The sequence below is a fragment of the Veillonella orientalis genome, assembly GCF_018406505.1.
Classification (GTDB): Bacteria; Bacillota; Negativicutes; order Veillonellales; family Veillonellaceae; genus Veillonella; species Veillonella nakazawae.
The window spans coordinates 380880-396328 of the sequence record NZ_AP022322.1 but is presented as its reverse complement, the minus strand read 5'-3'; the positions used below and the strand labels follow the sequence as shown (position 1 = coordinate 396328).

General features: G+C 38.8%; 10 protein-coding genes and 1 tRNA gene. 4 read left to right on the top strand and 7 right to left on the bottom strand.

The features are described from left to right. Nucleotides 1-2 precede the first annotated feature (2 nt). The 3 genes from VEIS1202513_RS01710 to VEIS1202513_RS01700 form a co-directional block, all read right to left on the bottom strand. Nucleotides 3-449, bottom strand: a complete 447-nt coding sequence (locus VEIS1202513_RS01710; protein ID WP_024064651.1) for a hypothetical protein — start codon at nt 447-449, stop codon at nt 3-5. A gap of 26 nt (nt 450-475) precedes the next feature. Beyond that, nucleotides 476-1051: a xanthine phosphoribosyltransferase gene (locus tag VEIS1202513_RS01705; RefSeq protein WP_105085269.1), complete on the bottom strand. Its 576-nt coding sequence runs from the start codon at nt 1049-1051 to the stop codon at nt 476-478. Between the two features lie 247 nt (nt 1052-1298). Beyond that, nucleotides 1299-2204: a LysR family transcriptional regulator gene (locus tag VEIS1202513_RS01700; protein WP_024064082.1), complete on the bottom strand. Its 906-nt coding sequence runs from the start codon at nt 2202-2204 to the stop codon at nt 1299-1301. Between the two features lie 268 nt (nt 2205-2472). Between VEIS1202513_RS01700 and VEIS1202513_RS01695 the strand changes: the two genes are divergently transcribed. The 3 genes from VEIS1202513_RS01695 (at nt 2473) to VEIS1202513_RS01685 (ending at nt 8005) form a co-directional block, all read left to right on the top strand. Further along, nucleotides 2473-6213 (top strand): phosphoribosylformylglycinamidine synthase, encoded by a 3741-nt coding sequence (locus VEIS1202513_RS01695; RefSeq protein WP_213467671.1) that lies wholly within the window; start codon nt 2473-2475, stop codon nt 6211-6213. A 216-nt stretch (nt 6214-6429) separates the two neighbouring features. Beyond that, entirely contained in the window at nt 6430-7665 is a 1236-nt protein-coding gene (locus VEIS1202513_RS01690; protein WP_213467670.1) for an FprA family A-type flavoprotein, read from the top strand. Nucleotides 7666-7914: 249 nt separating this feature from the next. Then, nucleotides 7915-8005: transfer RNA gene (locus tag VEIS1202513_RS01685), tRNA-Ser, on the top strand. Nucleotides 8006-8129: 124 nt separating this feature from the next. Here the strand turns inward: VEIS1202513_RS01685 and mmuM are convergent. The 3 genes from mmuM to VEIS1202513_RS01670 all read right to left on the bottom strand — a co-directional run bounded on the left by mmuM (nt 8130) and on the right by VEIS1202513_RS01670 (nt 12323). Then, nucleotides 8130-9143 (bottom strand): homocysteine S-methyltransferase, encoded by a 1014-nt coding sequence (mmuM, locus tag VEIS1202513_RS01680; protein ID WP_213467970.1) that lies wholly within the window; start codon nt 9141-9143, stop codon nt 8130-8132. 87 nt (nt 9144-9230) lie between these two features. After that, nucleotides 9231-10016: a basic amino acid ABC transporter substrate-binding protein gene (locus VEIS1202513_RS01675; RefSeq protein WP_213467669.1), complete on the bottom strand. Its 786-nt coding sequence runs from the start codon at nt 10014-10016 to the stop codon at nt 9231-9233. 369 nt (nt 10017-10385) lie between these two features. Further along, a complete protein-coding gene (locus VEIS1202513_RS01670; protein ID WP_156719025.1) occupies nt 10386-12323 on the bottom strand; it encodes an OPT family oligopeptide transporter in 1938 nt (645 codons plus the stop codon). Between the two features lie 244 nt (nt 12324-12567). Here VEIS1202513_RS01670 and pepT point away from each other — a divergent pair, with 244 nt between their 5' ends. Beyond that, nucleotides 12568-13791, top strand: a complete 1224-nt coding sequence (gene pepT, locus VEIS1202513_RS01665) for a peptidase T (protein ID WP_213467668.1) — start codon at nt 12568-12570, stop codon at nt 13789-13791. A gap of 206 nt (nt 13792-13997) precedes the next feature. Here the strand turns inward: pepT and VEIS1202513_RS01660 are convergent, their stop codons facing one another. Then, nucleotides 13998-15248, bottom strand: coding sequence for an MFS transporter (locus VEIS1202513_RS01660; protein WP_213467667.1), 1251 nt, complete (start codon nt 15246-15248; stop codon nt 13998-14000). Nucleotides 15249-15449: the final 201 nt, after the last annotated feature.

Sequence of the window (15449 nt, the reverse complement as noted above, 5' to 3'; positions counted from 1 at the left end):
TATTAAGCTAAACCAGCTACTTTAAGAATGCCTTTATGCACAGCATCTAAGTGTGGTTGAACAACTTCAAGCAATAAATTAACTACTACTGTAGGATCAAACTGTTCTGTCAAGCCAGGAACAGATACATCCATATAGATGTTATTGTCTTCATTGCTTACATAGTATTTAGATACTTTATAATCTTGATTCAATGTGTTAAGTTCTTTTAACACAGCAGGAATCACTTTTTCATCAATAGATGTGGTTGTGATAGCTATGCGAGCATAGGAGAATGCAGAATCATCCACAACGATGAATACAGGCAAGCTATGCTCATGAACATCCAAACGGCCGTGATAAACGACTGTATGAAGATCGTCTGTCATTTCTTCCTTTGTAAACCAAGAGTTACCACCTTTGTTTAGGTCAGCGATGAGTAAGTCGAATTTTTCTGCTTTTTGATTCATAATTCCCTCTACAAATAATCAGACTATTAGTCTTCGATAAATACACAACCATTGTCTTTAAATTCTTTAATACGAACTAAAGACTCTACACGATAACCTGCATGTTCAAGGCGTTCGCGACCAGGTTGGAAGGATTTTTCGATAGCAATAGCCATACCTACCACTTCATCACCTGCGTCTTCTACCAATTTAGCAAGGCCCATAGCCGCCTCACCAGATGCCAAGAAGTCATCGATGATTAACACTTTTTCACCAGCTGGCAAGAATTTTTTAGAAATAGTAATATCGTAGTTTTCTTCTTTTGTGTAGGAGTACACCACACTATGATATACATCGTCTACCATAAGAATAGATTTTTTCTTACGCGCAAATACTAATGGCACATCAAGTTCAAGCGCAGCCATCAATGCCAATGCAATGCCAGATGCCTCAATAGTAACAATACGTTGTACCCCTGCATCACGGTAACGATCAGCAATTTCTTTACCAATTGCTTTAAACAATTGTGGATCGATTTGATGATTTAAAAAACCATCGACTTTTAGCACGCGATTATTGAGGACAATCCCCTCTTCACGAATGCGTTGTTTTAATAATTCCATGTGCTCTTACCTCCGCAGTATAACTATCTTTAAATTTTAACGTAAATAACCCCTTAGGGTCAACCTATATCAAGTAAAAGCCTTAACAATATGACTAATACAATAACTATCAAAGAGACTTAAAAACTTTCAACTCTGAATTATAAAATTCAACAGGTTTATAACAATATAATATAGCACAGATAAGACTAGCCTAAAATATAAAAAGACACACTTTCTGAAATCTCTCAAAAAGTGTGTCTTATAATTATAAGACCTTATCACGAGTGCTTTCACGATTAATAAGCAAGGATGTGAAGCGCGCCGCCCCTTCAGATTGAGGTACCAAACGAGAACGGACAAGTACAATATCACGGGTTGGTACAGGAATATCTGTATCGATACGCACGATGGAGCCTTCTTGCATCTTTTGTTGCACTACATGGTTAGGCAACATGGAAATGCCCATATTAATTTCTACAAGATCGAGCAATACATCGACGCTACCAAGTTCAAAACGAGGCTTACGGCATGCGCCATGTGTTACTTCATCAAAGAAGGTACGGCTCGCAGAGCCCTTATGTAATAATAAGATAGGCTCGTTAAGTAAGCGACCTTGATCAAAGAAGCCTGCCCCTTTATAGTCAGGGCCACCAACAAATACATCTTGAATTGTAGCCAATGTAGTGACCTCTAATTGAGGATTATCACGCAAGCCTTCATAATCATTAACTACCGCTAACTGAGCCTCTTTATTGAGTACCAACTCTACGCAATCAGGGGATGGACGATTAATGATATGCAATCCGATTTCACTTTCTTGCAATTGCCATTTATGGAAATATGGTAATAAGAAATGGCGACATAATGTATCTGTAGCAGCAAGGTTTAAACTTTCATAAGCTTGGCTAACACGTTCTTGTAATTGAGTCACCCCATTATCAAGGATGGAGAACGCTTTAGCTACCGTATCAAACAACTCTTTACCTTCTGGCGTGAATCCTACAGATTTTGTAGTACGCACGAAAAGAGGCATATTCAGTTCCCCTTCTAATTGTTTAATGCTTTGACTGATGGCGGATTGAGACACACCTAGTTCTTTTGCGGCACGAGAAAAGGATAAATATAAGCCTACCCCTAAAAAGGTTCTATATAAATCTGCAGATACTGCCATTTTATTCACCTCTGTTATATACTAATAATAGTGTCTTACTTTTAAATATCCATATCATTTACTATATTATAACTATATACTCTCAATATATAATGAATATGTAGAAATCTTCATGAAATCCAGGTCCTATGACCTTCATGAACCTTTCATATTTATTAGTATTTCTAATCTTTTAATAAGTAAGATTATCTTTACTTATAAGTCTAGACCGACTATACTTAATTTGTCAATATCCCATAGGGAATTATATACATTACAGGAGGCTACAATGGCTATACAACGATTATTCGTAACAAAACGAGAATCTTTCAACCAAGAAGCACAACGCATGTTACAGACCTTACAACAGGAATTGTCTATGCCTGTTACAGGTGTTACCATTTATGAACGATATGATATTGAAAATTTAGATACCAAAGATTTAGAATCTGCGAAAAATTTAATTTTCTCCGAACCTCCTGTGGATACAGTATTAGAAGAAATTCCAGCTGTACAAGGTTTCGTATTCGCTGTTGAATATGTACCAGGTCAATACGATCAACGCGCCGATAGTGCTGACCAATGTATTTCTATGCTAACCCTTACATCTGGCCACGTTGTTCGCTGTGCCCGTGTATTTGCTATTGAAGGTACTTTCACAAAAGAACAAGAAAATGCCATCAAAGCATACTATATTAACCCAGTTGATTCCCGCGAAGCAAGCCTTGAATTACCTAACACTTTGGCTCTCAATTTAGAGGACCCAAAACCAGTGGCAACTATCGATGGCTTTACGACAATGAGCGATGCTGAGTTAGAAGGACTTATCAAAAATTATGGTCTTGCTATGACATTAGCGGACCTTCAAATGATTAGACAACAATATGCAGAGGTGGAACACCGGGATCCTACGATTACAGAAATTCGCCTCTTCGATACATATTGGTCCGACCACTGCCGTCATACCACATTTATGACAGAGTTAACGGATATCTCTATCGAAGCGAGTCGCTTCACAGGCCCTATTGAAGAAGCCCTCGAAGAATACATGGAAGGTCGTTCTGAGCTCTATACAACTAAGAAAAAAGCTCGTTCCCTCATGGACATGGCAACACTAGCCGTAAAAGAATTGCGCCATGCTGGTGGTTTAACAAATCTCGATGAATCCGATGAAATCAATGCATGTACTATCATCGTTCCTGTCGATGTAGACGGAAAAACTGAAGAGTGGTTGTTATTATTCAAAAATGAAACCCATAACCACCCTACTGAAATCGAACCATTCGGTGGTGCTGCTACCTGCTTAGGCGGTTGTATCCGCGATCCATTGAGCGGCCGCGCCTATGTATACCAAGCAATGCGCATCACCGGTTCTGGCGATCCACATACGAGCCTTGAAGATACATTAGAAGGTAAATTACCACAAAAGAAAATTACGCAAGAAGCAGCTCGTGGCTATTCCTCTTACGGCAACCAAATCGGTCTTGCTACAGGTGAAGTAAAAGAATATTACCATCCTGGCTACGTAGCAAAACGCATGGAAATCGGTGCTGTTATCGGTGCAGCTCCACGCAATCAAGTACGCCGCGAAGAACCCGTTCCAGGCGATGTTGTAGTATTACTTGGCGGTAAAACTGGTCGCGATGGCTGTGGTGGTGCTACAGGTTCCTCTAAAGAACATACCGTAGAATCTCTATCCACATGCGGTGCCGAGGTACAAAAAGGCAATGCCCTTACGGAACGCAAAATTCAACGCCTCTTCCGTCGTGGTGAAGTAACTACACTCATCAAACGTTGTAATGACTTTGGTGCTGGCGGTGTATCCGTCGCCATCGGTGAATTAACAGATGGCGTAACTATTAATCTTGATTTAGTGCCTAAAAAATACGCTGGCCTCGATGGTACAGAATTGGCAATTTCTGAATCTCAAGAACGTATGGCCTGCGTTATCTCCGCTTCTGATGTAGATGCATTCAAAGCATACTGCGACGAAGAAAACTTAGAATGTACAGTTGTTGCAGATGTAACTGATACAAATCGCCTCATCATGAACTGGAATGGCGAAACAATCGTAGATATCAGCCGCGACTTCTTAAATACAAATGGTGCAAGTCAACAGCAGGAAGCTATTGTAACAGCTCCAGCGGATCGTTCTTACTTCTTACGTGGTTCTTCTAGTGCAGAGAACTTCAAAGATAAATGGCTTGCAGCCGTATCCGATTTAAATACAGCCTCTCAACAAGGCTTAGCAGAACGCTTTGACAGCACGGTAGGTGCTAATACAGTGCTTATGCCATTTGGTGGCAAATTCCAAAAAACACCGACTCAAGGCATGGTAGCAAAATTACCTGTATTAAATGGGGAAACTACAACTGCTAGCATCATGACACATGGCTTTGTACCTGAGTTATCCGACTGGAGCCCATACCATGGCGCACAATATGCTGTACTTTTATCTGTCGCTAAATTAGTAGCTCTCGGCGGTCGTCGTGAAGATGCATACTTAACATTACAAGAGTACTTTGAACGCCTCAACTCTAAAGAATCCTGGGGTAAACCTGTAGCAGCCCTTCTCGGTGCATATAAAGCTCAAAAAGAACTTGAAATCGGCGCTATTGGCGGTAAAGATTCTATGAGCGGTACCTTTATGGACCTTACAGTTCCTCCTACCCTCGTATCCTTTGCAGTTGGTACAGCTCACGTAGATAATATCGTAAGCCAAGACCTTAAAGGTGTAGATCATCGTTTAGTATTCTTTGATGTACCTCGTACATACGATGACACTCCAGATTGGGATCGTTTCAAGGAAAACTGTGAAGTTTTACAAGAACAAATTGAAAAAGGTCGCGTTTACTCCGCTTATGTAGTTGACCAAGGAGGCATCCCTGAAGCAGTTACTAAAATGGCTCTTGGCAACAACATCGGTGTTAAATTCGATAAATATGCTGAACGTGCTATCTTCCAACCAGCTCTTGGTGCATTTATCGTAGAGGTAGATATTAAAGCTGTTAACTATCTCTTAGAATTACCAGGCCTTAAAGTAATCGGTGTAACACAGGCAAATCCTGTTATTGAATGGGCCGATCAATCCGTATCGCTTAAGGAAATTCAAGCAGCTTATGAAGCTCCATTAAACGATATCTTCCCTATGCATGCGCCAAATGGTGTTGGTGAAGCGGTAGCGTACATTCATGACCAACATGCTAAACCGCGCAGTACATCTTTAGGTGCAAAACCTAAAGTGCTCATTCCTGTATTCCCTGGTACAAACTGCGAATTTGATTCCGCTCGTGCCTTTGAACGTGCTGGGGCAGAAACAGATATCGTAATCATCCGCAATCAAACACCAGAACAGTTAAAAGAATCTATCGATGTAATTAAAACGAAATTGGCAGAATCCCAAATTCTTATGTTCCCTGGTGGCTTCAGTGCTGGTGATGAACCAGATGGTTCTGGCAAATTCATGGCTACCCTCTTCCGCAATCCATACCTTGCAGAAGGTCTAGAAAACCTCTTGTACAAACAAGATGGCCTTGTACTTGGTATTTGTAATGGTTTCCAAGCCCTTATCAAATTAGGTTTGTTGCCAGGTGGTCATATCGAAACGTTAACCGCCGATCATCCTACATTGACATACAACACAATCGGTCGTCACTTATCCCGTATGGTTAACACTAAAGTTATTTCTACCAAATCCCCTTGGATGAGTGATGCTAAAGCGGGCGAAATTTACACTGTGCCAATTTCTCACGGCGAAGGTCGCTTCATCGCTTCCCCTCAACAAGTATTGGAATTCAACAAAACTGGTCAAATTGCTACACAATACGTAGACTTTGACGGTATTGCCTCCATGGATAGCTGCTTCAATCCAAATCAATCTGTAGCTGCTATCGAAGGTATTTATAGTCCTGATGGTCGCGTATTTGGTAAAATGGCCCACTCCGAACGCTGTGGTGCTGGTATTAGTAAGAATATTCCTGGCCAATTAGAAATGCCAATCTTTACATCTGGTGTAAAATACTTTAAATAATTTATATAGCCCATTCTTAGGAATGGGCTATATTTACAAACTTTTACAAAATATACCCTAACATGTGAAAGTTATCACAGTCATAACACATTGACATATGTCGATATATTGATTTTTTTCGAAAAAAACTGTATTATAAGTTGATGATATATTTACAAACACAAAAATTCGTGTAAACCTATACATAACAAATGTGAGTTAAGAAAGGATTTTATTATGCATTGTGCTCAGAAAATGACCCATAATATCTACTGGATTGGTAGTAATGACTGGACCACAGAACGTTTTGAAAACTTATTCCCTATTCCAAATGGTGTTAGCTATAACAGCTATTTCATCGACGATGAAAAAACTTGTGTTGTAGACTCTGTTGATGCAGAAATTCGCGAAGAATACTTTGATAACTTGACTCATCTATTAAATGGTCGCGATCTTGATTACATCGTCGTAAACCATATGGAACCAGACCATTGCCAAACATTATTGGAAACATTGGAACGCTATCCAAACTGTAAAATGGTTGGTAATGCTACAACATTCCGCATGTTCGAGCAATTCTACAATTCTCCAAAACCTGACCAATACTACACTGTAAAAGAAGGCGACGAAATTTGCCTTGGTAAACATACACTTGTTTCCTACACTATGCCTATGGTTCACTGGCCAGAAGTAACTTGTACATATGAAAAATCTACTGGTACATTATTCTCTGCAGATGCTTTCGGTACATTCGGTACAGTTAACGGTAACATCTTTGCAGACCAAACTGATTACGTTGCTACCTACGAAGATGAAGCTCGTCGTTACTACACAAATATAGTTGGTAAATACGGTCCTCAAGTACAAAATGCTATTCGTAAAGTTTCTGGTCTTGACATCAAACGCATTGCTCCACTACATGGTCCTATCTGGCGTACACCTGAAACTATCGATTATATCTTGCGCAAATACTTGCACTGGTCCAGCTACACAGCTTGTAAAAAAGGTGTTGTTATTGCCTTCGGTTCTATGTACGGTAACACTCGTGCTATTGCACAACAATTGGCAAAACAATTGTCTAAACGCGGCGTCACAGATATTAAAATCTATGATGTTTCCAAAACTAACGCTTCCTACATTATCGCTGATGCTTGGAAATACACTAACTTGGTAACAATTGCACCTACATACAATTTGAACCTATACCTTACTATGGAAAACTTCATTCATGAATTAAAAGCACTTAACTTCCAAAACCATAAGGTATCCATCATTGGTAACCACTCTTGGGCATCTGCTGCAATGAAAACAATGGTTGCTCACTTTGAAAACGACTTCAAAGACATTGAAATCATATCCGAACCACTTGATATCAAATCTTCTTTAAAACCAGAAGATCTTCCAAAAATCGAAAAAATGGCAGACGATATCAAAGCATCCATCGATGCAGCTGAAATCAAAGAAGTATTATAATATACAAACTAAAGACCGCCTGTTTAGGCGGTCTTTTTTCTTATACTTCAAAGGATACATATCTTACGTTTTAACAATATGTTGCGTAACATTTTTACAATTTAATTATTACTACTAACAGTAGAACCCAAGCTAAATTAATAGAGTTTAAAAGTCTTATGAAAGTCTAAGATTTTCACGATTTTTTGCTTGACATAAATCTAACTTTTTCATATACTATACAAGTACCTGTTACACAACAGAATACATGGAGAGGTGTCCGAGCGGCTGAAGGAGCATGATTGGAAATCATGTGTGCGGTTATCCCGTACCCAGGGTTCAAATCCCTGTCTCTCCGCCATAGTAAAAGCAGTGCTTATGCACTGCTTTTTTATTATATAAAACCAATAAAACATCAGCTAATAGAAAAAGGCTATCGACTTAACATCGATAGCCTTTTATGTTTATATCATTAGTTTATATTACTATTTATGAATTTTTCTAGCTATATCTCTAATAATTTCAGGTGTTGTTCTACAACAACCACCTATGATATCTGCCCCAGCATTACGCCATACATCAACATAATCTACAAATGATGCAGGGTCGCCATACCAGGTCTTAGTTTCACTATCATAGCTTTCACCAAGATTAGGATATACAGCAATCGGTTTATCCGTAACAGTCCGAATATCCTTAATCAAGGACTCTACGTATTCCGGCTTAGTACAGTTGACACCAATACCAGTTATAGGTCTAACCTTGTCGATCATCTCCGCGCATTTAATGATGGTTTCACCACTAGAAACATGATGTCCATCTTTACAAGAAAAGGCAATCCATCCTGGAATTCCTCTCGATGTGTATGGGTCAGACATGGCGCGAGCAATGGCAATGGCTTCGTCATAAGACGGGATAGTTTCAAAGGATAATATATCCGGGTTTTCTTCACAGAATAATGCTAACCGAGGAATATGGAATACTTCGAGATATTCAGTTTGCACATCAGGATATCCACGGTACTCAGATCCATCCGCCAAAAATGCACCATATGGTCCTACAGAAGCCGCCACTAATGGTTTAGGCAATGCACCTTCAGAAAAATATCTAACCCCATCTGGAGTCTCTTCACCAAGTGTAATCCCCCGCAATGTAAGTGCTCCAGTCGCCTTAGCCTCTAAAAACTCGTTGCGAGCTTGTACAGCTAGACGAACAGATAATTTAACGAGTTCTATGGCCTCTTCCGTACCAAGCCCTAATCCTTTAAAGCCTGCTACAGTTGCTTGATAGCCAGAACTTTGAATAATGTCTGCACCAGCCGCTAAGTAGGAAATATGTATTTTCTTAATGACATCCGGTTGATCCATAAGAACCTTGGCAGACCACAACTTATGTTGAAGATCACAGCCATAACGTTCTAATTCTGAACCTAACCCACCATCTAAAACGAGGGCGCCCTTCTTTTTAATTATATCTAAAAATGCTCTTCGTTTAGCCATCATATCACCTACTCTATACTTCCCCATACCATTTGGGGTTTACTAAACGTATTATAACAAATAATACGTTTAGGTACTATCTACAAACTATTTTAAATCTTCTGCTGGTGGCTCCTTACCAAACCATTTTTTATAAATTTCAGCATATTTGCCATTTGCTTTAATCTTAGCTAGGCCATCGTTAATTTTATTGAGAAGCTCTGTATTACCTTTTTTCACAGCAATACCAAGTGGTGCCGCATCATAGTCTTCTCCAGTGACTTTTGCGATACCTTTACCCTTCCCATTAACATAATATTCGTTTACCGGCGTATCGTTAATAACTACATCGACGCCTTTATTTTGTAGTTCTAAAAAGGCATCAACGATGATATTGAACTGGCGCACATCTGCATTAGGAATCTTGCTAGCAATTTCAGCCCCCGTAGAACCAATAGATACACCGATACGCTTGCCTTCTAGATCCTTAAAGCTATTAATATTTGTGTTATCTATATTAACAACGAGCCCATTACCTGCAATATAGTATGGTTTACTGAAATCTACAGATTTTGCTCGTTCTTCAGAAATGGTCATATCTGAAATAGCAATATCGATGGTATTACTTTGTAGTGCTGGTAACAGTGCATCAAAGTTCAAGTTTTGAATATCCGCTTCGATGCCCTCTTCTTTTGCAATGGCATTGATAATATCGATATCAAAACCTGCTAACTGACCACTATCTTTATCTTTAAAACCAAAAGGTGCATAGGTCGCATCAGTACCAACGCGCCATACCTTTTGACTACTATTTGTATTTCCACAGCCCGCAATAAATAGACTGCTAGCAATTGTAAAAGCTCCCAAAAGAGCTGCAATTTTCTTAAATTTCATAATTGCCCCTACTTAACCCTGTTTACTTAGAAACAGGAGTTCTCTTCAATCAACTATTATATCTATACTTACATTATATGAACATAATAAAAATAATACCTCTAGAGGTATTATAGTATTATGATAACATTCGATATAGTTAAGGTCAATTAATCCGACTATATTAATAGGTATTATATTAATATAGTTTTAAGTTATACCGAAGAAATTATTGATAGACACAGGAATAAGCCTAAAATTAACAATAAAAAGACCGCCTTCACCAAGCACAGATAATACTCGGTAAAGGCGGTCATCCCTAGAGTAGAGAATTCCTAACAATTTTTAATCAAACAAAATACTCACATTCTTAAGGGTATATCTTATTCTTTATTTAGCTTTTTTAGCTTTTACGTACATAGCTACTTTGTACAAGAATACACAGAGTAACAAGTACATTACGATACTGAGGTATGTTGCTTCCGGTGTTTCAACCCAGTCTTGAGCGAATACATCAACACCTGCAATACGAAGTACAGCACTGAATAAAGAACCAATAGCACCACCAGCTACGAGACCAGATGCAATTGTGCTACCTTTGGAGAAGCGAAGATCTGCCAATTCTTTATCTTTTGTACTATTTTGTACGAAGTATGCAATCAAACCACCGATAAGTAATGGTGTGTTAATTTCCATTGGCAAGTACGTACCAAGTGCAAATGCCAATGGTGGAACTTTTACCATCCACAAGATGATTGCAAATAATGCACCAGCCATGTATAGAGGCCATTGAGCACTACCGCCAGTCATCATTGGCTCGATGATAGCAGCCATAGCATTCGCTTGAGGAGCATTTAATGCATGGTCTCCTACGAAGCCATATGCATCGTTCAAGAGGATCATAACACCTACAGAAAGTACGGCACAAAGAATGGTACCAACGATTTGCCATTGTTCCATTTTCTTAGGTGTAGCACCTGTCATGTGTGCTACCTTGAGTTCAGACATGAAGTTACCAGCCATACCGATAGTTGTACCGATGAAGGATGCCATCATGAGGACTGCAATCATACCTACTTTACCAGTCATACCTGCAGCTGTTAAGCATACAGCGGAGATGATAATCATGAAGATTGTCATACCAGATACTGGTTCTGTACCTGTATAGGCAATGGAGCTGATACCTACTACAGATAATAAGAAGGACATAATTAGAACGATTAAGAATGCTACGATTGTTTGGGAGAAGCTTTCAGCATACATAAAGTGGAAATATGCTGCAAATAGAACTGTACATAATAAGATGCCAGCGCCAATCCAAGATGTAGGAACGTCGCGTTGTGTACGAAGCAAGTTAACATCAACAGTTTTGGAACTGAAAATATCAAGTACTGCATTTTTAACAACACTAGCCACTACCTTAGACATATTGAGCAATCCGATGATACCTGCCATAGCAAGCATACCGATACCAATATGGCGAACATAGTCTAAGAATACTTTACGAATAGGAGCTTCTGCAAGTGGAACTGCATGTCCATTGATTTGCATGATATGTTCCGGAGCTAAATAGTATACGATTGGAATACATACGAACCAAGAGAAGAAGGAACCAGCTGCGATAATAGCTGCATAACGCAAGCCTGTGAAGTAACCAAGACCAAGCAACGCAGCATCTGTATCTACAGCAGCATTTAACTTAGTCGAATCTGCTAGAGCAGACCCCCATTTAAATGCGGTAGTACGGATAACCTCTTCCCACCAACCAAGGCTGTTAAGAATAAAATCATATACAAGAGCGATAAGACCAGAACCAAGCATGAGTTTCGCTTTACTACCTTCATTACTCATTAGCACTTCAGCAGCAGCACGACCGCTTGGGAACGGATACACATAGTGCATTTCCTCAACAAAGTAGCGACGGAACATAACGCATAATAGAACACCAAGTACGCCACCAAGGATAATAGGAATCGCCATTTGTACAAAGGTTACATCCGTAACATTCCAAATGTATAGAGCCGGTAAGAAGAACATGGCACCAGCTAATGTGTTCGTACTAGAACTAGCGATAGCCTGAATGTGAACCGTTTCGGCAAAAGCATTTTGCCGTTTCAAAATAACTGCTGTACCCATGGCAAGTACAGATACTGGAGCAAAGGCATCTACTGTTTGACCAATTTTCAAACATAAATACCCTACAGCCAGTGTGAAAATTGCCGCATAGAATAGGCCCCAGAATACTACATATGAGTTAATCTCTACGTAATCCTTCTTAGGATCCAATACGGGTTCTACGGGCGGAATAGAACGAGTTTCGTCCGACATGGTAAAACCTCCTCACAGAAAATGTACAAACGTATAACTATTCACCTTTATACTAACACGGCACTATATATGGTTCAATGGTTTTCTATGCATTATGCGAATAAAATATCACACGTTCCATAAATATTTATTTTGCATTTTCATCCCCTCTGTTCTACAATGAAAGTATATTAAGAACCTTTATTATATACAGTATTTATACCAATATGTATAACATGTATGTTTACTTACGAGGAGGCTCATTATGGAATCAATGGTCGAACGTTTTGTACGCTATACAAGCATAAATACACGGTCTAACGAGGAAAGTACAACAATTCCTAGTACTCAAACTCAAGTAGACTTTGCTACTAATGTGCTCGTTCCTGATTTAAAAGCAATCGGTTTAGATGAAGTGATTTACAACCGTGAAAATGGTTTTGTTATTGGCACATTAAATGCTAATACAGATGAAAAAGCACCTGCTATTGGCTTTATTGCTCATATGGATACAGCTGATTACAACGCAGAAAATATTAAACCCCGCATTGTAGAAAACTATGATGGTAGCGATATTTGCCTCAACGAAGAGCATCAAATCTACACACGTCGTGCAGATTTCCCTAATTTAAAGAACTATATTGGTAAATCCTTGGTAGTAACCGATGGTCTTACACTACTAGGCGGTGACGACAAAGCTGGCATCTGCGAAATCATGGAAGCCCTCGCCTACCTCGTAGCTCATCCAAAAATCAAGCACGGCAAAATCATGTGCGCCTTTGGTCCAGATGAAGAAATCGGCACTGGCGCTGATCACTTTGATGTCAAAGAATTTCCTGTTGATTTTGCTTATACTATTGATGGTGAAAGCCTTGGTCAACTTGAATACGAAACATTTAATGCCGCTGGCGGTACAGTTACATTAAAAGGTGTATCTGTTCATACAGGCACTGCTAAAGGCATTATGATTAACTGTGCTAAATTAGCAATGCAATTCGATGCTCTATTGCCAGGTGCTGCTGTTCCAGAACACACATGCGGTCGCCAAGGTTTCTTTATGCTCATGAGCATGGAAACTCAAGTAGATACCGGTAAAATGAACTATATCATACGCGACCATGACAAAGAATTATTCGAAGCGAAAAAAGCATTCTTCTTACAAGCTGGTCAAACATTAAACGAAATCTATGGCCGCGAAGTATGTGAAGTATCCGTAAAAGATCAATATTACAATATGTACGATATCATCAAAGACAATATGGAATGTGTCAACGTAGCTAAAGCAGCTATGGAAAAAGCAGGTATCACTCCTATTTGCGACCCTATCCGTGGCGGTACAGATGGTTCTAAAATTTCCTTCATGGGCATCCCTACCCCTAATATCTTTACTGGCGTAGAAAACCTACATGGTCGTCACGAATTTGCATGTATTGATGACATGAAAAAAGCTGTAGAAATTATCGTAAACATCGTTAATATTGAGAAATAATAGATTACAATCTAACCACTCATGCACCTATACTACTAGATGCCATTTGAAGGATATTTAAATACAAAACTAGCATTCTAAAACACAATGAAATTCTAAGATATCTTAACACCAAAAAAGGACTATACGAAATCTTTCGTATAGTCCTCTTAATTTAGTTATAATATCCATCTACTGAAATAAAACTAATCAAATCAGAGTACATTCTACGCAAGTTTACCATTGCGTTTACGATTTCTGATTTGTTCTTCTTCAGCGCGAGCTTTCAAAGAAAGATCTTTTTCAGTACCTACATAACGGCCATAGAGGAAATAATAAGCAACGAATGCAAGAAGTGCTACTACAACAGTAACATGGAACATACTTGTATAACCGACTACCTCTTTAATAGCACCTAAAATATATGGGCCAAAACCTAAGCCCATATCTAAGGCAATGAAGTATGTAGATGTGGCAACACCAATGCGGTGAACAGGAACGATTTTAACAGTTACCGCTTGACCGTTTGACATAAATGTACCGTAACCAAGACCAACAAACACAGCAGATAAGAGTATAAGCCATGTAGAGTGAGCGATGGACAACAAGAAAATACCAAGTGCTAAAGATATGAAGCAAGGGTAAAGAACGAAGTTTTCCCCTTTCATATCAAATACAATACCAAGTAATGGTCTTGTTATCGTAATAACTACAGCATATACAACGAAGAAGAATGTACCTGCTAAGATAAGGTTTAAATCTTTTGTATAAGCGGCCATAAAACCGATAACACCAGAGTATGCAAAACCTACTAGTATAGAAACAAGACTAATAGAATTCATACGTGGTTCGATATAATCGGAAATTTTAATGCCTTTATGTTCTTCAGAATCAATATCGAGCTTAGGTTCATCAAATTTCATGATAACGGAACCGATACCACAAAGGATGATAAGAGCAACACAGAAGGCGATGATAAAGTCATAGCCAAGGCTATGAAGCATCAAAATACCTAAAAACGGACCTACTGCAGCGGCAAGAGATGTAGACAAACCATAGTAGTTAATCCCTTCACCACGACGTGACATTGGAATAATAGCGGCTACGATTGTACTTGTAGCTGTAGATGTAATACCGTAAGCAAAACCATTTAAGAAACGAACACTGTCGAGCATCAATAAATTAGGTGTGTAGAAGTACATAGCTGTTGAAATCAAGTAAATCAACAAACCTAAGTACAACATCTTACGACAGCCTAAAATACTAATAAACCGCCCTGCTAACAAACGAGCAACAACAGTACCAATAATATAAATACCAACGGCCAAGCCAGCTTGACTTGCTGTGGCATGAAGATTATCCTTTGCTACTACCGCAATAATAACGATTAATAAATAATAAATCAAAAATACTAAGAAATTAATCAAAGTATCAAGGACAAAGGATCTTGTCCATAAGGCCTCTTTAGCCTTATCCATAATATCAACTCCATTTTCTTAAACTATTGTCAACCATTTGCAACAACGATTAATTATAAACCTCTCACTATAAAAATCAAGAATTAAAATGTTATATACATCATTAATTTTATTTATAACAAGATATACATAGCCAATCATAATATAGTTATATCCATTTTTATAATTCACATTAATTTTTGATAACAAAAACACCTTTGA

Excerpts from the sequence above, each read along its gene's own strand:
- VEIS1202513_RS01710 (WP_024064651.1), bottom strand. The coding sequence starts at position 449 with ATGAATCAAAAAGCAGAAAAATTCGACTTACTCATCGCTGACCTAAAC.
- VEIS1202513_RS01705 (WP_105085269.1), bottom strand. The coding sequence starts at position 1,051 with ATGGAATTATTAAAACAACGCATTCGTGAAGAGGGGATTGTCCTCAAT.
- VEIS1202513_RS01700 (WP_024064082.1), bottom strand. The coding sequence starts at position 2,204 with ATGGCAGTATCTGCAGATTTATATAGAACCTTTTTAGGGGTAGGCTTA.
- VEIS1202513_RS01695 (WP_213467671.1), top strand. The coding sequence starts at position 2,473 with ATGGCTATACAACGATTATTCGTAACAAAACGAGAATCTTTCAACCAA.
- VEIS1202513_RS01690 (WP_213467670.1), top strand. The coding sequence starts at position 6,430 with ATGCATTGTGCTCAGAAAATGACCCATAATATCTACTGGATTGGTAGT.
- mmuM (WP_213467970.1), bottom strand. The coding sequence starts at position 9,143 with ATGGCTAAACGAAGAGCATTTTTAGATATAATTAAAAAGAAGGGCGCC.
- VEIS1202513_RS01675 (WP_213467669.1), bottom strand. The coding sequence starts at position 10,016 with ATGAAATTTAAGAAAATTGCAGCTCTTTTGGGAGCTTTTACAATTGCT.
- VEIS1202513_RS01670 (WP_156719025.1), bottom strand. The coding sequence starts at position 12,323 with ATGTCGGACGAAACTCGTTCTATTCCGCCCGTAGAACCCGTATTGGAT.
- pepT (WP_213467668.1), top strand. The coding sequence starts at position 12,568 with ATGGAATCAATGGTCGAACGTTTTGTACGCTATACAAGCATAAATACA.
- VEIS1202513_RS01660 (WP_213467667.1), bottom strand. The coding sequence starts at position 15,248 with ATGGATAAGGCTAAAGAGGCCTTATGGACAAGATCCTTTGTCCTTGAT.